Below are 22534 nucleotides of genomic sequence, written 5' to 3'. Positions count from 1 at the left end.
ACACCGCGCAGCCCACTGATCAGGCCGACGGGGTGCGGGAACTCCCGCAGGATCGAGCCGCCGAATGACCGCCCAACTCACGCGGGAAGACATGACCACCGAGACTCGCGCCGTATCCCTGCTCCAGCGCGTCATCCTGCCCCGGCCGGGTGAACCGCTGGACGTGCGCAAGCTGTACCTCGAGGAATCCGAGACCAATTCCCGTCGGGCGCATGCCATTACACGCACCGCGCTGGCCATCGGCGCGGAGTCGGAGGTCTCCTTCTGCACCTACTTCAACGCGGTCCCGGCCAGCTACTGGCGGCGCTGGAGCGTTCTGAAGTCGGTGGTGCTGAAGCTGGAGCTGTCCGGCCACGGTCGCGTGGACGTGTACCGCTCCAAGGCCGACGGCTCGCGAATCCACGTGCAGGGCAACGAGTTCAGCACGCCCGGTGAGGGCGCGGCGGCCGCCGCCTTCGTGGAGTTCGAGGTGGATCTGGGCCCGTTCGAGGACGGCGGCTGGATCTGGTTCGACATCACCACCGACAGCCATGTCGAAATGCGCAGCGGCGGTTGGTACGCGCCGGTCGAGGCGCCGGGTGAGGGCAGCATCGCCGTCGGCATGCCGACCTTCAACCGCCCCACCGACGCGGTGAAAACCCTGACCGCCCTTGGCTCCGACCCGCTGGTGCTGGAGAAGATCAAGGCCGTCATCATCCCCGACCAGGGCACCCGCAAGGTGGTGGACGAGCCCGGCTTCACCGAGGCCGCGGCCCGCCTGGCCGATCGGCTGGCCATCCACGACCAGCCCAACCTGGGCGGGTCCGGCGGATACAGCCGGGTCATGTACGAGGCGCTCAAGACCACCGACGCCGAATACATCGTCTACATGGACGACGACATCGAGATCGAGCCGGACTCCATCCTGCGTGCGCTGGCGTTCTCGCGATTCGCCAAGTCGCCCATCCTGACCGGTGGCCAGATGCTCAACCTGCAGGAGCGTTCGCACCTGCACACCATGGGTGAGATCGTCGACCGCTCCATCTTCATGTGGACCGCGCCCGCGACCGTCGAGTACGACCACGACTTCTCCAAGCACCCGCTGCGCGACCGCGACAACTCCAAGCTGCTGCACCGGCGCATCGACGTCGACTTCAACGGCTGGTGGACCTGCGTCATCCCGCGCCAGGTGGCCGAGGAGATCGGGCAGCCGCTGCCGCTGTTCCTGAAGTGGGACGACGTCGAATACGGTTTGCGCGCACGCGAACACGGCTACCCGACCGTCACTCTGCCGGGTGCCGCCGTGTGGCACATGGCCTGGTCCGACAAGGACGACGCCATCGACTGGCAGGCCTACTTCCACCTGCGCAACCGCCTGGTGGTGGCGTCGCTGCACCTGCCGAACGACGGCCGGCCGATGGTGGTCAACACCATCAAGGCCACGCTGAAACACCTGCTGTGCCTGGAGTATTCGACGGTCGCCATCCAGAACGAGGCGATCCGCGACTACCTGGCCGGACCGGACAAGCTGTTCGAGCTGCTGCCGACCGCGCTGGGCAAGGTGCACGCCATGCGCAAGGAATACCCGGACGCTGTGATCGTGCCGTCCTCCACCGAACTGCCGCTGGCCTCGCACGCCGAGGTGGGCGCGGTCGGTGAGCCCGGCAATCCGATCGCCAAGGTGGCCCGGCTCGGCAAGGGTGTGCTGCACAACTTCCGCAGGGCCAACCCGAAGCACCACGAGACCCCGCAGCTGAACGTGCCCACACTGGACGCGCGCTGGTTCCTGCTCTCGCAGGTGGACGGTGTCACCGTTACCACCGCCGACGGCCGCGGCGTCGTCTACCGTAAGCGGGATCCGCGAAAGGCCATGGAGCTGTTCAAGGAAGCGATGCGGCTGCGCAAGGAGCTGGCCGAGCGCTTCCCGGAGGTGCGCGAGCAGTACCGTCGCGCGCACGCGCAGCTCACGAGCAAGGCCGCGTGGGAGAACGTCTTCGGTATCGATACTGAATCAGGAAACGAACCCAAATGACCGCTGCTCACACAGCTTCCGGCCCGGACCGCGGCCTGCACGTGGTCCCGGACGCGCCGGCGGCCCCGGTCGCGTCCCCGGCCGAGGTCAAGATCATCAACCTGGTGCAGGGCACCATCGGGCAGAACCCGGCGGTCGTCAAGGCCGCGCGCGGTATGTCGCATTTCGGTGAGCACTCGCTGGGCTGGCTGGGCATCGCCGCGGTCGGAGCGCTGCTCGACAAGCCGCGCCGCCGCCAGTGGGCGGGCGTGGCCGTCGGCGCGTTCGGCGCGCACGCGGCCTCGGTGGTCATCAAGCGCATTGTCCGCCGCCCCCGTCCGCACGATCCGTCCGTGCAGGTCAACGTGTCGACACCGTCGAAGCTCAGCTTCCCGTCCTCGCACGCCACCTCCACCACGGCGGCGGCTGTGTTGCTGGGCAGGCTCACCGGGCTACCCTTGCCTGCGGTGCTCGTCCCGCCGATGCTGCTCTCCCGGGTCGTCCTCGGCGTGCATTACCCCTCCGACGTGCTCGCGGGTTCCGCGCTGGGCGCAGCATCAGCCGCAGCCGTGCTCGCCGCCGAAAAGAGACTCGCCAAGTGACAGCCCAGGAAAGAGCCACCGTTGACATGAGCGAAGAGCTGACCAGCACCGACCTAGCAGAGGCGGTCATCAAGGGACCGCCGAAGACGTTGGGCGGCGGCTTGATCAAGGCCATGCGCCCCCGGCAGTGGATCAAGAACGTGCTGGTGCTCGCCGCGCCGCTGGCCGCCGGGAAGACCGCCGGCGGCACGCTCGTGATCACCGACCTGTCGGTGCTCGGGCACGTCGCCATCGCCTTCGTGGTGTTCTGCATGGCCGCCTCGGGCATCTACCTGGTCAACGACGCGCTCGACGTCGAGGCCGACCGGGCGCACCCGACCAAGCGTTTCCGGCCCATCGCGGCCGGCGTGGTGCCGGTGAACCTGGCCTACGGGCTGTCGGCGGTGCTGCTGCTCGGCTCGATCCTGTTGTCCTTCACCGCGAACTGGCATCTGGCCGTGGTGATGGCGGTGTACATCGGCATCCAGCTGGCCTACTGCTTCGGTCTCAAGCACCAGGCGGTGCTGGACATCTGCATCGTGTCCTCGGGCTTCCTGCTGCGCGCGGTCGCCGGTGGCGTCTCCTCGGATATCCATCTGTCCCAGTGGTTCCTGCTGATCATGGCGTTCGGCTCGCTGTTCATGGCGGCCGGCAAGCGCTACGCCGAGCTGAAGATCGCGCTCGACACCGGCGCCAAGATCCGGAAGTCGCTGGAGTACTACACGCCGACCTACCTGCGTTTCGTCTGGACCCTGTCGGCCACCGCGGTCGTCGTGTTCTACGGTCTGTGGGCGTTCGAGCAGGATCGCGCCAAGGACACCATCTGGTTCGCCATCTCCATGATTCCGTTCGTCATCGCCATCATGCGGTACGCGGTGGACGTCGACGGCGGCGAAGCGGGTGAGCCGGAAGAGATCGCCCTGGGGGACCGTGTCCTCCAGTTCCTCGCAGTCGCCTTGATCGGAGCCCTGGGTGTCGCTGTCTATCTCACCTGACGTGGTAGAGGGAGAAGAGCGAGAGACGGGCGCGCCGACGGCACAATTGCCGGTCGGTCGCGCCCGTCGGCGTGCGGATGCCTCCGCACGCTTCCCGCGACTATCCCGCGCCACGTTCATCGGTGGGATCGTGCTGACCGCGACGCTGTTCGCGGCCGGCGCGTGGCAGCGGCGCTGGATCGCCGACGACGGCCTGATCGTCCTGCGCACGGTGCGAAACCTGATGGCGGGCAACGGTCCTGTCTTCAACGCGGGCGAACGCGTCGAGACCAATACCAGCGCGGCCTGGACCTACGTCGTCTGGTTCTTCAGCTGGCTGACGCGCATGCGGCTGGAGTACGTGGTGCTCGGCATCACGCTCACGCTGTCGGTGCTGGCCATCGTGTTCGCCATGCTGGGCGCGGCCCGGCTGTGGGGCGGCACCCGGTCCGCGCTGCTGGTGCCCGCGGGCGCGATCGTCTACATCGCGCTGCCCCCGGCCCGCGACTACGCCACCTCCGGACTGGAGAACTGCCTGGTCATCTTCTGGCTGGCGGTGATGTGGTGGGGGCTGATTCGCTGGAGTCAGGCCGAGCGGGTGCGTCCCGCAGGCTTTTTCGGCCTGGTGTTCTTCGCCGGGCTGGCGCCGCTGGTGCGGCCGGAGATGACGGTGGTCGGCGCCCTGGCGCTGCTGATCCTGTTCTGCGCGCCGGTGCCGCAAACCCGGCTGCGGCCCTGGGTTTTCCGCTGCCTGGTGGTGGCGGTGGCCGGGCTGGTGCCGCTGGGATACCAGATCTGGCGGATGGGCTACTACGGTCTGCCCTATCCGAATACCGCCGTGGCCAAGGACGCCGGTGGCGCGAAGTGGCACCAGGGCGTCCTCTACATGTGGGACCTGGTGGGCCCGTACTGGTTGTGGCTGCCGTTGCTGGTGCTGGCGGTCGCCGCGATCGTGCTGGTCCGGCAGCGCCGGGCCGAGCATCCGGCCGTCGGAGATGCGACCGCCGGCGCCGGAGACAAGAACTGGCGCACGCGGATTCACCGTCTCAGCGTTCGGCTGCGCACCCCCGCCGCGATCGTGACGCTCATGGTCGGCAGCGGTGTGCTGCTCACCGTCTACGAGCTCCGGGTCGGCGGCGACTTCATGCATGGCCGCATGCTGCTGCCGCAGCTGTTCCTGCTGCTCCTGCCGGTGTCCGTGCTGCCGCTGCGGCCCGCGCGGGGCTTCGGCCGGGGTGAGTCCGGAATGCGCGGCCTGGACTGGGCTTTCGTTCTGGTGACGGCCGCCTTCGTGGGTACCGCCGGCTGGGCGCTGTTCGCGGCGAACACCACCGCCATCACCACCGGGACCAAGATCCGCGCCAACGGCATTGTGGACGAGCGCATCTACTACGTGCTCAATACCGGGCACGACCACCCGATCCGCGCCGAGGACTACCTGGACTATCCGCGCATGCGCGCCATGGTCCGGGACATCGCCAACTCGCCGGACGGTGCGCTGCTGCTCAACTCGCCCTCGTTCACGAACTGGTATCTGGTGCCCGCGCCGGTGCCGGAGGGCAATGGCGAGCACGTGGTCTTCTTTCTGAATCTGGGCATGACCAGCATGAACGTCCCGCTGGACGTGCGTGTCATCGACCAGATGGGCCTGGCGTATCCGCTTGCCTCGCATACCGATCGGCTCACCGACGGCCGTATCGGCCACGACAAGAACCTCTACCCCGACTGGGTGGTCGTGGACACCGGCATGGTGGACCGGCACCCGTGGATGCCGTGGTTCCTCGACGAGAAGTGGAGCGACCAGGCCCGAACGGCGCTGTCCTGCCCGGATACTCAGGCGATGCTGGCCTCCTCGCGGGCGCCGTTGACCTTCGACCGCTGGCGGCACAACCTGATGCAGGCGTTCGACTTCGCCAAGTACCGCATCGACCGGGTGCCGAAGTACGAGATCCAGCGCTGCCATCTGGAGGATCCGACCCAGCCGGCGCCGCCCGCGCCGCCGAGGTAATCCGCGCGCTGCACGTGTGAAAAGACCCCGCGTCCTGTCCGGATGCGGGGTTTTCGCTTCTCCATGAGGGGGTTTGACCGAAACGTCACGCTCAGGGGTGCGAGTTGTGGTTAGCTATCTCGATTTGGTAACACCCCGGCGTGGGTTTCGCGATAAGCTCCGCGAGTACTTCCGACGCCGACCAGAAACCCGCTGTGCGGCAACGGTTGTCGCAATACGAACCTGGGCGTATAGACAGGCTGGCCCGGGGCGCACGGGACGGAAGGCCGAATATGCGGGGCGTGACGGTTCAGGGTGGGGCGCGGAGCTGGTTGCGGAAGTCGGTGCTGGCCTTGGCATTGGCGACGATGGTGCCGATGGGGGTGTCGGTGTTGGGCGCGCCCGCCGCGCAGGCGGCCTTCGGCCCGGACGGTATGGACTTCTACGTCGACTCCAGCATGGGCCCGATCAAGTCGCGCGTCTTCCGTGCGGCCGACGGCAATACCAACCGGGTGGTCTACGCGCTGGACGGTGAACGCGCGCGCGAGGACGACAACGGCTGGGAGATCAATACCGATGTCGCGCATGCGCTGACGGCCGCCAATATCAATGTCGTCATGCCGGTCGGCGGCCAATCCAGCTGGTATGCCGACTGGAACTCGCCCAGCACCTTTCTCGGCGTCCCGGCGGGCGCCGCCTCCGGGCAGTCCGGATCCGGTGTCACCCAGGTACTTTCCGGTGGTCCCGGCAAGTCCTACACCTACAGGTGGGAAACCTTCCTCACCACCGATCTACCCAACGCGCTGCGGGATCGCCTGGGATTCAGCACGACTCGCAACGGCATCTTCGGCCTGTCCATGAGTGGCGGTTCCGCGCTGATGCTGGCCGCCTTCCATCCGAACCAATTCGCCTACGCCGGTTCGATGTCCGGTGCGCTGGACCTGTCGCTGCCGGAAATGCGCACCGCCGTCCGGCTGGCCATGGTGGACGCCGGCGGCTACAACGTCGACGCGCTGGCCGGGCCGAAGGACTTCAAGTGGCAGCACCTGGATCCGTTCCAGTTCGCGCCCAAGCTGAAGGCCAACGGCACCAAGATGTTCATCTCGGCGGGCAGCGGCCTGCCCGCGTCCACCGACGCCATCAATGCCTCGACCATCGAGGCCATGGGCATCGAGGCGGTGGCCCTGGTCGGCACCAAGGCCTTCCAGGCCCGCTGGGCGGCGCTGGGTGGCGGCAATGTCGTGTACGACTTCCCAGCCGTCGGCGTGCACAACTGGCGCAACTGGGAAGCCGAGTTGAATCGGATGCTCCCGGATCTGTCGGCGAACATCGGGTGAGCGGGCCGGCCAGCGGTGAGTTCCCTGAGACTTTCGAAAGTTGCAGCGCGCCTGCGGTATTCGCCTTGCAATATCGGGGATGCTGAAGTCGCGCAGTGTGGTTCGCGCAGTATGGAGTGATAGTTGATGCGCATGAGTCCGTGGGGGCGGAATTCGACTCTCGAGTCGCAAGCTGGCGCTGATGCGCGCCACATTCCTCGCCCACAGTGGCGCTCGTCACTTTTGTCACGATCCGATAACGTCTTGTTGGCCTGTGCACGATAGGGTCGCCGAGACCTCAAACGTGGTTACGAGCACACGGTGAGACCGAACGACCGGAAAGGCCGGACAAGTAAATGCGAGGCGATAGACGTCACAGATCCCGCGGTTGGCTCAAGAATTCCGTGGTCGGATTGGCGCTGGCGATTGCACTGCCGTTCGGGGTGTCGGCGGTGGGCGTCGGCACAGCGAACGCGGCACTGGATCCCGACGGGTTCGACTTCTACGTCGACTCCGCATCGATGGGCCCGGTCAAGTCCCGCGTCTTCCGCGCGGCCGACGGCAATACCTCCCGCGTCGTCTATGCCCTCGACGGCATGCGTGCCCAGCAGGACCTGAGCGGCTGGGAGATCAACACCGATATCGCGCACGCGCTGACCGCGGCGAACATCAATGTCGTGATGCCGATCGGCGGCCAGTCCAGCTTCTACGCCGACTGGAACGCGCCCAGCAGCGTGCTCGGCGTGGGCGACGGCACCGGCTCGTCCTCCGGCTCCTCCAAGCTGTCCTCCGGCTCGGGCTCGGGCTCGTCCTCCGGCTCGGGCGCCTTCCAGATCCTGGGTGGCGGCCCCGGCAAGAGCTACCGCTACACCTGGGAGACCTTCCTGTCCCAGGACCTGCCCAACGCGCTGCAGAGCCGGCTCGGCTTCAGCCGCACCCGTAATGGCGTCTTCGGTCTCTCCATGGGTGGTTCCGGCGCGCTGACCCTGGCCGCCTACCACCCGGATCAGTTCAGCTTCGCGGGCTCGTACTCCGGCTACCTGAACATCTCCGCGCCCGGCATGCGTGAGGCCATTCGCGTCGCCATGATCGACGCCGGCGGCTACAACGTGGACTCCATGGCTCCGCCGTGGGGGCCGCAGTGGCTGCACATGGACCCGTTCGTCTTCGCGCCGCGTCTGAAGGACAACAACACCCGGCTGTGGATCTCGGCCGCGAGCGCGCTGCCCGGTCCGGGTGACGTCTCGGGTGTGATGTCGGTGGTCCAGGGCATGCCGCTGGAGGCCCTCGCGCTGGTGAACACCCGGGCGTTCCAGGCTCGGATGGCGTCCCTGGGTGCCAACAACGTCACCTACGATTTCCCGGCGACCGGTGTCCACAACTGGAACAACTGGAACGCAGAGGTCTACCGGATGCTGCCGGACCTCTCGGCCAACATCGGATAACAGCGCCGGCTCTCCGCGCTGCAGAAAGCCCCCGCCTTCTCGGGCGGGGGCTTTTTGCATGTCTTGACACCATCTCATTGAGACTATAGTTTTGGTGCCATAGAAACGGTATCAATGAGACTATGGAGTGATCGTGAACAGTATGGCCGTCCATCCCGAACTGGCCGACGTCCTCGCCGCGATGCACGAGCGCCCGAACTTCTTCGATGACCTCGCGGCCACCCGCCGCAACTTCGAGGCGACGATGGATCGGTTGCCGCTGGACACCTCGCGGGTCGAGATCGAGAACCTCGAAATCGAAGGACCCGACGGCAATCTCGTGCCGATCAGCGTGTACCGGCCGAAGGGTGTGGCGGACGTGCTGCCCGCGGTGCTGCACCTTCACGGCGGCAGCTTCGCCTTCGGCCGATCCCGGCCCGGCGCGGACCGGACCGCCATCGCCATCGCGGAACAGGTTGGCGCGGTGGCCGTTTCGGTGGACTACCGGCTCGCGCCCGAGCATCGATACCCGGCCGGCATGGAGGACTGCTACGCGGCGCTGGAGTGGATTGCCGAGAACGCCGGTGACCTTCGCGTGGATCCGGAGCGGATCGCGGTCACCGGGAAGTCGGCGGGCGGCGGTCTGACCGCGGCGCTGGCGCTGCTGTCCCGGGATCGCGGCGGGCCGGCCATCGCCTACCAGTCGATGTACATCCCGACCGTCGACCACCGGCACGACACCGAGTCGGCCCGCGCGATCACCGACCGCCGGTTCCTCAACGACACCGATATGACCCAGACCTACGCGCACTACCTGCCGCAGCCGGTCGCCGATGCGGTCCCGGTCTACGCCAGCCCGGCGCACGCGACCGATCTGTCCGGTCTTCCGTCCGCCTTCGTCTTGGTCTGCGATCTGGATCCGCTGCGCGACGAGGCGCTGGACTATGCCCGCCGACTCATGGATTCCGGCACGCCGGTCACGGTGTGCAATGTGCCGGGCGCCTGGCACATGTTCGAGCTCTCGGCCCCCGACTCCGCGCTCGCCCGGGATACGCAGCGGAAATGGCTGGGAGAGCTGCGCGTGGCCCTGGATCGCTGAGAGCGCGGTACCGAATTGTTGAAGATCGATTCGCGACTCGCCGTAGTGTCCGCACCGGACACACCCAGTTGGACATCCGATACTCAGGTTGTACCGAAGATCAGTTCTGCGTGATCAATGTTCTGCTCAAACCGAGAAGGGCTGGGTCGATGCGGGTTCGAGGCTTCACACGGAAGGTACTGGGCGTCGCCGCTGCCGCCCTGCTGGTGCCCCTGATGGCGGTGATCGAATTGCCACCGGCCACCGCGGCGTTCGACCCGGCCACCTTCGATTTCTGGGCCGATTCCCCGGTCATGGGCCCGATCAAGACCCGCGTCCTGCGCGCTCGCGACGGCAATACCCAGCGCGTCGCCTACGTCCTGGACGGGATGCGCGCCCAGCCGGACCTGAGCGGCTGGGAGATCAACACCAATGTCGCCGAGGTGCTGGCGGACTGGAACATCAATGTGGTGATGCCGATCGGCGGCGAGTCCAGCTTCTACGCCGACTGGGATGCGCCGAGCTCGTTCTTCGGTGCCGCGCCGGGCACCGGATCCGCGTCCTACGGCACCGGATCGGGCGTCACCGAGTCCATGGGCGGCGGCCCGGGCAAGAGCTACCGCTACGCCTGGGAGGACTTCCTCACCAACCACCTGCGCTGGGAGCTGCAGAGCCGCCTGGGCTTCAACCCGTATCGCAACGGCGTTTTCGGGTTGTCCATGGGCGGCAGCGCCGCGCTCACCCTGGCCGCCTACCACCCCGACTTCTTCAGCTACGCCGGTTCGTACTCCGGCTACCTGAACATCTCGGCGCCCGGTATGCGCGAGGCGATCCGGTCGGCCATGATCGACGCCGGCGGCTACAACGTGGACTCCATGGCGCCGCCATGGGGGCAGCAGTGGCTGCGCATGGACCCGTTCGTCTTCGCGCCCATCCTGATCGCCCACCACACCCGGATGTGGATCTCCGCCGGCAGTGGCGCGCCCAGGCCCGACGATCTGAACATCCCGCTCGGCGCGGCAGCCGACCGGCTGATACGCGGCGCGCCGCTGGAAACGTTGGCGCTGGCCAATACTCGCGCCTTCCAGGTCCGCATGCTCACCCTGGGCGCGCAGAACATTGTCTGGGACTTTCCGGCCGCCGGGCTGCATGCCTGGACGAACTGGCAGGACGACGCCTATCGAATGATCCCGGATATGTCCGCGAACATCGGATAGACCCGACTCCCGGATGCGGCCGCCGTCCCTGGGGGGACGGCGGCCGTCGTGTATTTCGCACCGGGGTGGTGATCCATCACGGTTCGATCGCGGGAGGTGTTTCGATGCCCGGCGACTCCGAATATGCGCCTGAAAAGCTCCTGCGACAACAGTTTCTGCATTTCGGATGTGGTCATGGAGACCACGCTCGCGAAAGGCGAGTCGATGCGGTCTGTTCGGGTACGCGAGCCGGTGCGGCGGTCAATGGCCGGTTCGGTCCGGGCGGTTTCGGCGGGTTTGGCAGGGGCGGTGACGGTTCCGCTGGCTGGGACAATCGGGGCGATGGCGACTGCGCATGCGTCATTCGATCCGGGTGGTTACGACTTCTGAGTCGATTCCGGCATGGGCCCGATCAAGTCGCGCATCTTCCGCGCCGATGACGGCAATACCCGCCGCGTGGCGTACGCGCTGGGACGGATTGCGCGCCCGCAACGACTTTCCGGATGGTAGATCGACACCGATATCGAGCATGCCCTCACCGCGTGGAACATCAATGCGGCTGGGCTTCGATCCGCGCGAGATCGGGGTGTTCGGGCTGTCCATGGGTGGCAGCGGCCCTGGTGCCGGGGCCTGTCATTCGGGCCAGTTCCGTTATGCCGGACCGTATTCCGGCTATTTGAACATTTGGCCCCGGGTATGCGGACGGCGCTGCTGGACGCGGGCGGCTTCGACATCGACGCCGTGTGGGGGCCGCCCTGGAGCGTATTGTGGCAGCGCAACGATCCTTTCGAATTCGCACCGATGTTGCGGGACAACGGCACCGGGATGTGGATCTCCAGCGGCAGCGGTGTTCCCGGTCCGCGGGATGTCGTGCAATCCCCACTGGACGCAGCCGACCTGACGATTGCGATGGTCTGGAATCCATAGCACTTGCGAATACCCGCGCGTTCCAGGCGCGCATGGACTCCCTGGGCCGCGGTAATGCGGTGTTCGACTACATCACCGAGGGTGTGTACGCCTGGCTCCACTGGTCGGATCAGGTCTACAAGATGCTGCCGGACCCGAGCGCCGACCCCGGCTGAGCGAAACCGCCAAGCTTCCTTGCGGCGTAAGGGATTTGCATGTTGCCGCGACATCATGAGGGATTCGCGATATGGTCACCGCACCATTACGGTCGTATGCGACAGTGACTGAGTTGATTCACTGAACCAGCCACTCATTAGCGTGGCCTTGCCAACCGCTCGGAGCGTCGAATACCCTCCAGCGAGCAAGTGTGACCAACCCGTGGTAGCGCTTCACTCACAGGGAAGTGTCGGGATTCGCTGTGAGTGGTGATCGTGCATGTCCGCGCATGACTTTGTCATGCCCGGGGGTGCGTGATTGACAACTTAAGACACCGCAGCAGCGCAGTGCTGCGGTAGAGAAGGAGCAATATCCATGCGTTTCGGCAGGTCCGCCGTGCCGGGAGGAGTTTCGTCGCGACGCCGTGCGCAGAGTGCTTGGCGCACACGGCTTGTCGCGGCCACCGTCACCGCAGCGGCGCTCGCGGTCCCGACCGCCTCCCTGGCCGTCCCGTCCATCGCCTCGGCCGCCCCGGCGTTCGGTCCGATGCACCGCGGTATTCCTGGCAGCTTCGAAGAGCTGATGGTGCCGTCCAGCATGGGCCCGATCAAGGTCCAGGTGCAGTGGGCCAAGAACGGCGGCAGCTCCGCGGTCTACATGCTCGACGGCATGCGCGCTCGCGACGACCGCAACGCGTGGGCCAATGCCGATGAGGGCGACGCCCCCGGCATCTTCGCGAACGACGACGTGAACGTCATCATGCCGGTCGGTGGTCAGTCCAGCTTCTATGCCGACTGGGTGTCCCCGTCCAACACCAACGGTCAGAAGTACACCTACAAGTGGGAGACCTTCCTGACCAAGGAACTCCCCGATTTTCTTTCCGGCTACGGCGTCGCGCGTAACAACACCGCCATCGCGGGTCTGTCCATGGGTGGTTCGGCCGCCCTCATGATGGCCGCCTACCACCGCGACATGTTCAAGCAGGCCACCTCGATGTCGGGCTACCTGAACCTGTCCGCGCCGGGCATGCGCGAGGCCATCCGCCTGGCCATGCTGGACGCCGGCCGTTTCAATGTCGACTCGATGGCCGCTCCGTGGAGCCCGGCCTGGCTGCGCATGGACCCGTTCGTGTTCGCGCCGCAGCTCAAGGGTCTGCCGATGTACATCTCGTCCGGTAACGGCATCCCCGGCCAGTACGACGGCATCGGTTCCGCCGCAGACGTTTTCAATACCGGTAACGCCGTCGCGCTGGAGGCGCTGGCGAGCGTGAACACCCGTGCCTTCCAGGCGCGGCTGGGGCAGATCAGCATTCCGGCCCAGTTCGACTTCACCGCGACCGGTACCCACAAGTGGCGCTACTGGCACGACGAGCTGGTGAAGGCCCGCCCGCAGATGCTGAGCGCGCTGGGTCTCGCCTAGTAGAAACGACCGCTACTCGCCCCGGGCGATAGCGTGAACGAATGAACCGGCCATCCGACAGGGTGGCCGGTTCTTTTTATGACTCCCCATCATTCGCCGCGACGCGGTAGAAACCTACTGTGACAGCTGTGGCAATTGGTAGATGGGGGAGAGGCGGCCGCAGAGGGCTGGTCGCGCTCGCGGTAGCCACGACAGCTTTGCTGACGGGTGGGGTTGCCGGCGGGGGCGCAACGGCATTCGCGGAACCGGGGGCCGCTCCACCAGCGGCCGAGCCGGCGAAACCCACCAAGCCCGATATTCGAAATGTGTTGTGGCTGAGCGACAGACGCGTGACTCTGTGGGTCTACTCCCCCGCCATGGGCACGCAGATCCAGGTGCAACTGCTCCTGGCCAGAGACTGGAACACCAAGCCGGACACCAGATTTCCCGTGCTCTATCTACTCGACGGTCTGCATGCCGGCGACGATCAGAACGGCTGGACCAAAAATACTGGGGCGGAAGGCTTCTACGCCGACAAGGACATCACGGTGGTGTTGCCTGTCGGCGGCGCGGCCAGTTTCTATTCCGATTGGAAGCAGCCCGACAACGGCAAGGCCTACAAGTGGGAAACCTTCCTCACCAAGGAATTACCGCCGCTGCTGGACCGCGACTGGCGCACCACGAATGTGCGCGGCCTGACCGGGCTCTCCATGGGCGGCACCGCGGCCATGACGCTGGCGTCCCGCAATCCCGGATTCGCGCGCTACGCCGCCTCCTTCTCCGGCTTCCTCACGCTGACTACTCTCGGTATGCCGCAAGCGATCGCGTACGCCATGCGTGACGCGGGCGGCTACAACGCCGACGCCATGGACGGCCCGCCCACCGACGCGGAATGGGAATCGCACGATCCCTACGTGCTCGCGGAAAAACTGAAGGGCCTCAGCCTGTATGTGTCCAGCGGCAGCGGCCTGGCGGGCGTCTACGACATTCCGGCCGGGGTTCCGGGCGTGAGCACCAACTGGACGGGCATGGCGTTGGAAGTGTTGGCGCGCTTCTCTTCTCAGCAGTTCGTGGCCAAGCTGGACAAGCTCGGCATCCCGGCGCAGGTGAACTACCGGCCCTCGGGCACGCATTCCTGGCAGTACTGGGATTTCGAGATGCGGCAGTCCTGGCCGCAGGCGGCGGCCGCGCTGGGGGTGGAGGCGACCAAGCCGGACTGCGCCGCAGCGGGCGCGATTGCGCCTGTGGCGCTGGCGAAGTCGTGGCTGGGCGACTGCCTGACCGCGGAGTATCCGCTGGCCGGTGGTGCGGCGCAGGACTTCCGGGGCGGGCGGGTGGTGTGGTCGGCGGCCACCGGCGCGCATCCGGTGGGCGGCATGATCGGCGGCGCGTACGAGGGCGCGGCGGGACCCGCTGGGGCACTCGGCTTTCCCACCTCCGACGAAACGCCCATACCGGGCGGAGCGCAGCAGGCTTTCCAGCACGGCACCATCGTCTTCCACGACGGTACGGTCGAGATACACGCCAGCTGAACCGGATACCCGCCGACAACCTCCGGGACGAAGGTAGAGTGCACGGTTGTCCGTGACTCCCGTCACGTCGGTGTGGTTCCCCCTGCGGTTCAGGAGATCGATCTCTATGGCAGTACAGGGCGCTTCGTCATGCCCGCAGCACGGTTCGATTCGGATTTCCGGACGCGCCCGCGTCAGACACGGTTGGCGGCGCGCCCTCGCGGTCGTCGCGGCAGTGCTGGCGCTCCCGGCGCTGGCGGGGCCCGCCCTCGCCATGCCCGCGCATCCCCAGCACCGCGCCCGCGAGGGCGGCTTCGAGGAGCTGATGGTGCCCTCCAGCATGGGCCCGATCAAGGTGCAGGTGCAGTGGGCCGCGCACGGTGGCGACGCGGCGCTGTACCTGCTCGACGGCCTGCGCGCCCGCGACGACTCCAATGCGTGGGTCCTCGAGACCAATGCTCTGCAGCAGTTCGCCAATGACAATGTCACCCTGGTGATGCCGGTCGGCGGGCAGTCCAGCTTCTACACCGACTGGCGATCGCCGTCGAGCACCAACGGGCAGAAGTTCACCTACAGGTGGGAGACCTTCCTGACCGAGGAGCTGCCCGCGTTCCTCGAGGGCTACGGCGTCTCGCGGACCAACAACGCGGTGGCCGGGCTGTCCATGGGCGGGTCGGCGGCACTGGCGCTGGCCGCCTATCACCGCGGCCAGTTCAAGCATGCCTCCTCGTTCTCCGGCTACCTGAACATCTCCGCGCCCGGCATGCGCGAGGCCATCCGCATCGCCATGCTCGACGCCGGCCGGTTCAATGTCGACTCCATGGCCTGGCCGTGGAGCCCCCAGTGGCTGCGCATGGACCCGTTCGTCTTCGCACCGCAGCTGCGCAACCTGCCCATGTTCATCTCCGCGTCCTGGGGCGTGCTCGGCCCGCACGACCACCCGGACTCGCCCATCGGCATCTTCAACACCGCGAATGCCGTTGCGCTGGAGGCCCTGTCGATGGTGAACACACTCTCGTTCGTGGGCCGGATGACCCAGCTCGGTATCGGCGCCCATTACAACCTCCAGGTCGAGGGCACCCACTCGTGGCCCTACTGGCAGGACCAACTGGCCACCGCCCGCCCCGATATCCTCGCCGCACTGGGGGTTTGACCGGAATGGGCGTTTGACCGGACTCGGGCGTTTGACCGGACTCGGGCGTTTGACTGGACTGGGAGTCTGATTCTGGACGTATGCCAACGCGGCGGCTGATTTCGTGACGGTCGGGGTAACTCCGGGGGTACGTCCGAAATAGGTTTGCTACCTGACCGCCGGCACGCGTGCGGGACGCCGACGGCTCTCGGCTATGCGCTGAAGGTGCGGGGCGGCGGGCCGGCAGGTGCGGGGCGGCGGGCCGGCAGGTGCGGGGAGGCGGGCCGGTAGATGCGGGGAGGCGGGCCGGTAGATGCGGGGAGGCGGGCCGGCAGGCGTGGGGAGGCGGGTTGGCAACTGGACGTTTGCTGTCGAACGGTCCGTTTCCGTGTGTCCTGCCGGGTCTCACGCGTGTTCGGAGGTACAACACTTGTGTGGCTGGAGTTGTCCGTGGGATCAAAGGAAGGCGCGTGCGCTGGATGGCATGTGCTGTAACGGCGCTGCTTCCGCTGGCCGCGGGCACTTTCGCGCAGTGTGGACCGGCAGGTGCCGCACCGGATGCTCCCGCCGCTCCCGCGGCGTCCATCCAGAAGATGTCGTGGCTCAACGACCGCCGGGTCGCCCTGTGGGTGAATTCGCCGGCCACCGGCGCACCCGTCGAAGTCCAGTTGCTGCTGCCGCGTGACTGGAACTCCAAACCGGATGCCAGATTCCCCGTCGTCTACATGCTCGACGGCCTGCGGGCCACCGACGACGAGAACGGCTGGACCAAGGACGCGGGCGCGGCCGGCTTCTACGCCGACAAGAACTCCCTCGTGGTGCTGCCCGTCGGCGGCCAGTCCAGCTTCTACACCGACTGGCTGGCCCCCGACAACGGCCACAACTACCAGTGGGAGACCTTCCTGGTGAAGGAGCTCCCGCCGCTGCTGGAGAGCCAGTTCCGCGCCACCGACGTGCGTGCGGCGGAGGGACTCTCGATGGGCGGCACCGCGGCCATGACGCTGGCCGCCCGCAATCCCGGCTGGGTGCGCTCGGCCGCCTCCTACTCCGGCTTCCTCACCCTGACCTCGCTCGGCATGCCGCAGGCGGTCAACTTCGCCATGCGCGACGCGGGCGGCTTCGACTCGTCGAAGATGTTCGGCCCGCCGACCAGCCCGGCCTGGAAGGAACACGACCCCTACGAGCTGGCCGACAAGCTCAAGGGCGTGGCCCTCTATGTCTCCAGCGGCAACGGCGTCGCGGGCACGACCGACCCGCTCTCCGACATTCCGGGCATCACAACCAATTACGCGGGCCTGGGCCTCGAGGTGCTGTCCCGGCTGAGCACCCAGAATTTCGTGGCCAAGCTCAACAAGCTGAATATCCCCGTCTCGGTGAACTACCGCCCGTCGGGCACCCACACCTGGCCGTACTGGGATTTCGAGATGCGCCAGGCCTGGCCGCAGACGGCCACCGCGCTGGGCGTGGACTCGACCCCCGTCGACTGCCGGGCCGGTGGAGCGATCGCGCCGGTGGCGCAGGGCAACTCCTGGATCGGTGACTGCCTCACCGCGGAGTATCCGGTGCCCGGCGGCGTGGCCCAGGACTTCCGCGGCGGCAAGGTGTTCTTCTCGCCGGGCACGGGCGCCCAGCCGGTGGCGGGCGCGATCGGCGGCAGCTACGGCGGACTGGGCACGGCGGCAAGCGCTCTGGGCTTCCCGACCGCGGGCGAGGGCGGCCTGCCCGACGGCCGCGGCAGGCTGCAGCCGTTCCAGCACGGGTCGATCTACTGGACTCCGCAGACCGGTGCACAGGCGGTGCGCGGGGCCATCCTCGACGAATGGGCCAGGCAGGGCTACGAGCGCGGCCCGGCCGGGTACCCCACCGGCCAGGAGGCCCGGACGCCCCAGAGAGACGGCGCGGTGCAGGGTTTCGAGAACGGGTCCATGTACTTCAGCGCCAAGACCGGCGCGCACCTGGTGCAGGGCCTGATCCTGGGCAAGTACGCGCAGCTCGGATTCGAGAACAGCCCTTACGGTTTCCCGACCTCGGGTGAGCAGCCGCTGCGCGATTTCGGCCGCTGGTCCGGCTTCGAGGGCGGCAATATCTACTGGAGCCCGCTCTCGGGCGCCTGGGGCGTGCGGACCGGTCCGATCATGGACGCCTGGGGTGCGACCGGATTCGAGAACGGACCGCTCGGCTACCCGATCTCCGATGAGAGCCAGACCCCGGGCGGCACCCAGCAGACCTTCCAGGGCGGCACCATCACCATCCGCGACGGCCGGGCCTCCGCGGCCACCCTCGACGGCCGCCCGATCGCCATCCCAGGCAGCGAGCAGCCCAAGCCGGACCCGGCCCAGCCGGCCGCCCAGCAGCCCGCACTTCAGCTGCCGGGCCTGCCCGCCCTGCCGCAGCCGGCGCCGCCGGCCCCCGCTCCGGCGGCTCCGGTCCCCGTGCCGGCGACCCCGGCCGCCGCGCCGGCCCCTGCCGCGATCCCCGCGCCCGCTCCGGCCCCCGCGCCTGCCGCAGCTCCGGCCCCCTCACCTGCCCCGGCGCCCGAGCTCCCACCTGCCGATCCCGCGCAGCCCACGCTCATTCCGGCGCTGGGCCCGGAGGTCCGTCCCAACTGAGACTTCCGGCCGAACGACCCTAATCAGCCCTAAGAAGTAGGTGTGGTTCCGTTGTGGCCCGGGACTCCGTCCCGGGTTGCGGCTAGCCTGGGGGCGACCTCTTGCCCCCGGACAGATATAGGAAGCGAATTGATGCACGGTACCCGTGGAAAGGTATTCGGCGTGGTGGCCGCCATCGCCGCCACCGGACTGCTCGCCGCCTGCGGTAGCAATGACTCGACCGCCAAGAGCACGCCCACGCTGACCACCACCAAGACCACGGCCGCCGCGCCCGCCACCCCGGGCGACGCGACGCCGTCCACCGATCAGCAGGCTCCGCAGGCCGCGCCGGATGCCGGGACCCCCAGCTCCACGGTCGAGCGCCCGGCACCGGTGCCGAGCCAGTTCATCACCACCCCGAACGGCTCCCCGGCGCTGTCGGACAAGGAGAAGAGCTTCCTCGACGATCTGAAGAAGGCCGGTATCACCCCGGGTTCCCCGGACATCGCCATCACCGCGGCCAATCTGGTGTGCCAGGGTAAGTCGGAGAACGCCCCGCAGGATCAGATCATCACCTACGTGACCGCGATCGCCGGTTCCGATCCGTCCTTCGATCCGTCCAAGATGACGGTCGAGCAGGCGGGCAAGATCTACTACGACGTCGCCTCGAAGAGCTACTGCAACAAGTGACGACGCGACGCCGAATCGGACAACGCCGGTCGCGGCCGGTGGGTTGCATGCTGCTCGTCATCGCCGCGATCGTGATCGTGGTCGTGGTGGCGCTGCTGCTGTGGTACCTGCTGGCCGGGCGGCTGCGGCTGCCCGGCCCCAAGCCGCCGGCCCCGCCCCGTCCGAGTTCGCAACCGGCCGCCTGCCCGGACGTGCTCATGCTGTCCGTGCCGGGCACCTGGGAGTCGAACAGCAATGACGACCCCTTCAACCCGGCCGCGAACCCGGCGTCGTTGATGTTGAACATCTCCAATCCGATTCGGGCCAAGTTCCCCGATGAGCGGGTCGAGGTCTACACCGTCCCGTACGTCGCCCAGTTCTCCAACCCGGTCGCCATTCCGCCGGACGGGCAGTCCTCCTACAACAACAGCCGTTCCGAGGGCGCCAAGCGCGCCACCGACAAGCTCGCGCAGACCGCCGCCCAATGTCCGCTCACCACTTACGTTCTGGCGGGTTTCTCGCAGGGCGCGGTGATCGTCGGCGATATCGCCGCGCAGATCGGCGCCGGCAAGGGCCCGGTGGCCGAGGACCTGGTGCTGGGCGTGACCACCATCGCCGACGGCCGCCGTGATGTCGGCGATCCGAGCGACGCCACCGAGATCGGCCCGACCCCGCCCGGGGTCGGCGCGGAGGTGGCGCTCAAGGGCCTGAACGTCCCCGGCATCACCATGACGGGACCGCGCGGCGGCTACGGCAAGCTCACCGGCCGCACCTTCACCATCTGTGCCGCAGGCGATTTGATCTGCGATTCCCCTCGCCAGGCGCTGAGCCCGAGCAATATCCTCGGCAGCCTGAACATCCTGGTCCGCGCCGCGGGCAATCCGGTGCACAGCCTCTACAACGGCTACCAGGTGGACGACAACGGCACCACCGCCACCGAGTGGACGGTGACCTGGGCGTCCGGTCTCATCGAAAACGCTCCGCACCCGGCACATACATAAGCATTCGCCAAGGCTTCCTCATGTGAGGGCAGCCACCCTTGACGGGTAGGCCTGCTCCACCTCGAGCCAGTTGGAGCGGAGCCTTCGGGATGCGGATTCGCACCCCCTCTTTCGCGGATCACCAGGCTGTTCGCGGCCCGCCTCGGTCTGGACTGCGGCTTGATAGACCTCCGCCTTGGAGCGGGGGAGCGAAGCGGAGGAGGGAAGACCGAGGTAACAGGGCCGCGAACCCGCCCGGAGCGCAGCGAAGGGCAATCAAACACAGCCCCCCCAGTTTCGGGGTCACCCGGTAAAGTGCTCCGGGTTGCGACACTGCCGAGACCCGGTGCGTGCGGCAACTCACATCCAGTCCTAGTTGTGTCCTATGTGGGGCGCTCCCCACCCATTTGGAGGCATTCGCACCGGTGAAGCACTAGTCCAGAGGTGTGAGCTGGGAGATGTTCGGCCGCTCCGAAGCATGGCCGGGCAGCTCCTCTGTAACATGTCCCTGGTTTGAGAACATCTAGCCATTAGACGGTCACCGCGCAGACCGCAACACAATTCTGCAGGTTGGCTCTCGTATGGAGCTCCCGCGGGCGAAGAGAGTCGGGGCCTCACAGGTAACAGCGGCAATGCTTGCCGTCTCATGCCGCGTGTGCCTCGGAGGAGAAGAAGGAATGGACGAGACTTTCGACGATTACCTCGACGAAACGGGGAACATCACGATTCCCGAGGGACGCACCCTCGTCGACTACGTCGAGAAGCACACTCACGGTAACGACGCCAATGACTTGGCCTACCGCTACATCGATTACTCACGCGAGCGCGACGGTGAGTACCAGGACCTCACTTGGAGTCAGTTCGGTACGCGGCTGCGCGCGGTGGCCGCCCGACTGCAGCAGGTGACCAAGCGGGGCGATCGGGTCGCGATCCTGGCTCCGCAGGGCCTGGATTACGTCATCTCCTTCTTCGCCGCCATCTACGCGGGCACTATCTCCGTGCCGCTGTTCGATCCGGACGAGCCGGGCCACACCGATCGCCTGCATGCGGTCCTCGGTGACTGCACGCCCTCCGCGATCCTGACGGCGAGCTCCTCCGCCGCCGGTGTCCGCCAGTTCTTCCGGTCGCTGCCCGCGGCCCAGCGCCCGCGCATCATCGCCGTCGACGCGATTCCCGACAGCGTCGGGGAGTCCTGGATCCGCCCCGACATCGTGGTCGACGACATCGCCTACCTGCAGTACACCTCCGGCTCCACCCGGGTGCCCGCCGGTGTCGAGATCACCCACCGCGGTGTCGGCACCAATGTGCTGCAGATGGTGAACGCGCTTGACCTGAACGAGAGTTCGCGCGGAGTGACCTGGCTGCCGCTGTACCACGACATGGGTCTGCTGACGGTGATCCTGCCCGCCGTGGGCGGCAAGTACATCACCATCATGTCCCCGGCCTCGTTCGTGCGCCGGCCCTCGCGCTGGATCAACGAGCTGGCCGCGGTGTCCGACGGCGCCGGAACCTTCGCCGCCGCACCGAACTTCGCCTTCGAGCACGCCGCCGTGCGCGGTCTGCCCAAGCCTGGCGAGTCGCTGGACCTGTCGAACGTGCTCGGTCTGATCAACGGCTCCGAGCCGGTGACCACCACCTCGATGAAGAAGTTCAACGAGGCGTTCGCCCCGTACGGCCTGCCCAAGACCGCCATCAAGCCGTGCTACGGCATGGCCGAGGCCACCCTGTTCGTGTCGGCCACCCGGCACGAGGACGAGGCCAAGGTCATCTACGTGGACCGGCTCGAGCTCAATGCCGGTCGCGTGAAGAAGGTCGAGCAGGGCGCGGAGAACTCCATCGCCCAGGTGTCCTGCGGTTACATCGCGCTGTCGCAGTGGGCGGCCATCGTGGACGGCGACTCCATCGACTCTCCCGATGGCGCGCGTGAGCTGCCCGACGGGCACGTCGGCGAGATCTGGCTGCACGGCAACAACATCGGTATCGGCTACTGGGGCCGCGCCGAGGAGACCCAGAAGACCTTCCGTAACCAGCTCGCGCATCGACTGTCCGAGCACAGTCACGCGGAGGGTGTGCCGACCGACGGCATCTGGCTGCGCACCGGTGACTACGGCGTCTACGTGGACGGCGAGCTCTACATCACCGGCCGCGTCAAGGACCTGGTCATCGTGGACGGCCGCAACCACTACCCGCAGGATCTCGAGTACTCCGCCCAGGAGGCCTCGACCATGCTGCGCCCCGGTTTCGTGGCCGCCTTCGCGGTGCCCGCCAACCAGCTGCCCGCCGAAGTCTTTGCGCAGGACAGCCATTCGGGCCTGAAGTACGACGCCGACGATGCCAGTGAGCAGCTGGTCATCGTGGCCGAGCGCGGCCCGGGCGCGGGCAAGGCCGATCCGGGTCCCATCGCGGACGCGGTCCGCGCGGCCATCTCGTCCCGGCACGGTGTCACCGCTCGTGACATCCTCCTCGTTCCGGCCGGTTCGATCCCGCGTACCTCCAGCGGCAAGATCGCGCGTCGCGCCTGCAAGGCGGAGTACATCGGAGGCACGCTGCGTGGTGGTTACACGCAGCAGGCCTTCCCCGATGCACCAGACGAGGAGTGAGACGACCGTCTCGAAGTTGGATGGCGCGAGCCCGTTCGGTTCGCGCCA

The 22534-nt window shown here is 67.3% G+C and carries 17 protein-coding genes and 1 pseudogene; 17 read left to right on the top strand and 1 reads right to left on the bottom strand.

All coding sequences use genetic code 11. From position 1 onward, the window contains the following. The first annotated feature begins 64 nt into the window (after positions 1-64). The 8 genes from ACIRRA_RS07180 to ACIRRA_RS07145 all read left to right on the top strand — a co-directional run bounded on the left by ACIRRA_RS07180 (position 65) and on the right by ACIRRA_RS07145 (position 10567). On the top strand, positions 65-2011 hold the full coding sequence (locus ACIRRA_RS07180) for a glycosyltransferase (protein ID WP_402764271.1): 1947 nt from the start codon (positions 65-67) through the stop codon (positions 2009-2011). Next, positions 2008-2592, top strand: coding sequence for a phosphatase PAP2 family protein (locus ACIRRA_RS07175; RefSeq protein ID WP_402764269.1), 585 nt, complete (start codon positions 2008-2010; stop codon positions 2590-2592). Before ACIRRA_RS07180 ends, ACIRRA_RS07175 begins: the two co-directional genes overlap by 4 nt. Positions 2593-2618: 26 nt before the next feature. Beyond that, a complete protein-coding gene (locus ACIRRA_RS07170; protein WP_402764266.1) occupies positions 2619-3566 on the top strand; it encodes a decaprenyl-phosphate phosphoribosyltransferase in 948 nt (315 codons plus the stop codon). A gap of 1 nt (position 3567) precedes the next feature. Continuing rightward, a complete protein-coding gene (gene zomB, locus ACIRRA_RS07165; protein ID WP_402764263.1) occupies positions 3568-5553 on the top strand; it encodes a flagellar motor control protein ZomB in 1986 nt (661 codons plus the stop codon). A 272-nt stretch (positions 5554-5825) separates the two neighbouring features. Continuing rightward, complete coding sequence (locus tag ACIRRA_RS07160; RefSeq protein ID WP_402764260.1) at positions 5826-6869, top strand: alpha/beta hydrolase; 1044 nt, start codon at positions 5826-5828, stop codon at positions 6867-6869. Positions 6870-7204: 335 nt separating this feature from the next. Beyond that, the gene (locus ACIRRA_RS07155; RefSeq protein WP_402764257.1) at positions 7205-8293 is read left to right on the top strand and encodes an alpha/beta hydrolase; all 1089 of its coding nucleotides are present in this window, start codon (positions 7205-7207) and stop codon (positions 8291-8293) included. Between the two features lie 142 nt (positions 8294-8435). After that, complete coding sequence (locus ACIRRA_RS07150; protein WP_402764844.1) at positions 8436-9371, top strand: alpha/beta hydrolase; 936 nt, start codon at positions 8436-8438, stop codon at positions 9369-9371. 149 nt (positions 9372-9520) lie between these two features. Further along, complete coding sequence (locus tag ACIRRA_RS07145) at positions 9521-10567, top strand: alpha/beta hydrolase (RefSeq protein ID WP_402764254.1); 1047 nt, start codon at positions 9521-9523, stop codon at positions 10565-10567. Between the two features lie 339 nt (positions 10568-10906). Here ACIRRA_RS07145 and ACIRRA_RS07140 read toward each other — a convergent pair whose 3' ends face one another. Then, a complete protein-coding gene (locus ACIRRA_RS07140) occupies positions 10907-11149 on the bottom strand; it encodes a hypothetical protein (protein ID WP_402764251.1) in 243 nt (80 codons plus the stop codon). Between the two features lie 93 nt (positions 11150-11242). On the opposite strand from ACIRRA_RS07140, the gene ACIRRA_RS07135 reads away from it, so the two are divergent. From ACIRRA_RS07135 to fadD32, 9 genes and pseudogenes are all read left to right on the top strand, one after another. Then, the gene (locus ACIRRA_RS07135; protein WP_402764249.1) at positions 11243-11473 is read left to right on the top strand and encodes a hypothetical protein; all 231 of its coding nucleotides are present in this window, start codon (positions 11243-11245) and stop codon (positions 11471-11473) included. Positions 11474-11505: 32 nt separating this feature from the next. After that, on the top strand, positions 11506-11628 hold the full coding sequence (locus ACIRRA_RS07130) for a hypothetical protein (protein ID WP_402764246.1): 123 nt from the start codon (positions 11506-11508) through the stop codon (positions 11626-11628). A gap of 355 nt (positions 11629-11983) precedes the next feature. After that, complete coding sequence (locus ACIRRA_RS07125; RefSeq protein WP_402764243.1) at positions 11984-13027, top strand: alpha/beta hydrolase; 1044 nt, start codon at positions 11984-11986, stop codon at positions 13025-13027. A 119-nt stretch (positions 13028-13146) separates the two neighbouring features. After that, a pseudogene (locus ACIRRA_RS07120) lies at positions 13147-14517 on the top strand (alpha/beta hydrolase-fold protein); the annotation flags it as partial. Between the two features lie 127 nt (positions 14518-14644). Beyond that, entirely contained in the window at positions 14645-15670 is a 1026-nt protein-coding gene (locus tag ACIRRA_RS07115; protein WP_402764240.1) for an alpha/beta hydrolase, read from the top strand. A gap of 458 nt (positions 15671-16128) precedes the next feature. Next, complete coding sequence (locus ACIRRA_RS07110) at positions 16129-18258, top strand: alpha/beta hydrolase-fold protein (protein WP_402764842.1); 2130 nt, start codon at positions 16129-16131, stop codon at positions 18256-18258. A gap of 132 nt (positions 18259-18390) precedes the next feature. Beyond that, the gene (locus tag ACIRRA_RS07105; protein WP_402764237.1) at positions 18391-18927 is read left to right on the top strand and encodes a DUF732 domain-containing protein; all 537 of its coding nucleotides are present in this window, start codon (positions 18391-18393) and stop codon (positions 18925-18927) included. Between the two features lie 47 nt (positions 18928-18974). Then, entirely contained in the window at positions 18975-19907 is a 933-nt protein-coding gene (locus ACIRRA_RS07100) for a cutinase family protein (RefSeq protein WP_402764234.1), read from the top strand. A gap of 656 nt (positions 19908-20563) precedes the next feature. Further along, positions 20564-22486 carry a long-chain-fatty-acid--AMP ligase FadD32 gene (fadD32, locus tag ACIRRA_RS07095; RefSeq protein ID WP_402764232.1) on the top strand — a complete coding sequence of 641 codons (1923 nt, stop codon included), beginning with the start codon at positions 20564-20566 and terminating at the stop codon, positions 22484-22486. Positions 22487-22534 lie beyond the last annotated feature (48 nt).

Source organism: Nocardia sp. NPDC101769, from assembly GCF_044766925.1.
Lineage (GTDB): Bacteria > Actinomycetota > Actinomycetes > Mycobacteriales > Mycobacteriaceae > Nocardia.
The sequence above is the reverse complement of the archived record's forward strand: the minus strand, read 5'-3'. Positions and strand labels throughout refer to the sequence as shown.

What these genes read in the sequence shown, in the direction of transcription:
- ACIRRA_RS07155 (WP_402764257.1), top strand. Translation starts at nt 7,205, where the DNA reads ATGCGAGGCGATAGACGTCACAGATCCCGCGGTTGGCTCAAGAATTCC.
- ACIRRA_RS07145 (WP_402764254.1), top strand. Translation starts at nt 9,521, where the DNA reads ATGCGGGTTCGAGGCTTCACACGGAAGGTACTGGGCGTCGCCGCTGCC.
- ACIRRA_RS07160 (WP_402764260.1), top strand. Translation starts at nt 5,826, where the DNA reads ATGCGGGGCGTGACGGTTCAGGGTGGGGCGCGGAGCTGGTTGCGGAAG.
- fadD32 (WP_402764232.1), top strand. Translation starts at nt 20,564, where the DNA reads ATGGACGAGACTTTCGACGATTACCTCGACGAAACGGGGAACATCACG.
- ACIRRA_RS07140 (WP_402764251.1), bottom strand. Translation starts at nt 11,149, where the DNA reads ATGGACAGCCCGAACACCCCGATCTCGCGCGGATCGAAGCCCAGCCGC.
- ACIRRA_RS07115 (WP_402764240.1), top strand. Translation starts at nt 14,645, where the DNA reads ATGGCAGTACAGGGCGCTTCGTCATGCCCGCAGCACGGTTCGATTCGG.
- ACIRRA_RS07125 (WP_402764243.1), top strand. Translation starts at nt 11,984, where the DNA reads ATGCGTTTCGGCAGGTCCGCCGTGCCGGGAGGAGTTTCGTCGCGACGC.
- ACIRRA_RS07170 (WP_402764266.1), top strand. Translation starts at nt 2,619, where the DNA reads ATGAGCGAAGAGCTGACCAGCACCGACCTAGCAGAGGCGGTCATCAAG.
- ACIRRA_RS07130 (WP_402764246.1), top strand. Translation starts at nt 11,506, where the DNA reads ATGGACTCCCTGGGCCGCGGTAATGCGGTGTTCGACTACATCACCGAG.
- ACIRRA_RS07175 (WP_402764269.1), top strand. Translation starts at nt 2,008, where the DNA reads ATGACCGCTGCTCACACAGCTTCCGGCCCGGACCGCGGCCTGCACGTG.
- ACIRRA_RS07105 (WP_402764237.1), top strand. Translation starts at nt 18,391, where the DNA reads ATGCACGGTACCCGTGGAAAGGTATTCGGCGTGGTGGCCGCCATCGCC.
- ACIRRA_RS07150 (WP_402764844.1), top strand. Translation starts at nt 8,436, where the DNA reads ATGGCCGTCCATCCCGAACTGGCCGACGTCCTCGCCGCGATGCACGAG.
- ACIRRA_RS07100 (WP_402764234.1), top strand. Translation starts at nt 18,975, where the DNA reads ATGCTGCTCGTCATCGCCGCGATCGTGATCGTGGTCGTGGTGGCGCTG.
- ACIRRA_RS07180 (WP_402764271.1), top strand. Translation starts at nt 65, where the DNA reads ATGACCGCCCAACTCACGCGGGAAGACATGACCACCGAGACTCGCGCC.
- ACIRRA_RS07135 (WP_402764249.1), top strand. Translation starts at nt 11,243, where the DNA reads ATGCGGACGGCGCTGCTGGACGCGGGCGGCTTCGACATCGACGCCGTG.
- ACIRRA_RS07110 (WP_402764842.1), top strand. Translation starts at nt 16,129, where the DNA reads ATGGCATGTGCTGTAACGGCGCTGCTTCCGCTGGCCGCGGGCACTTTC.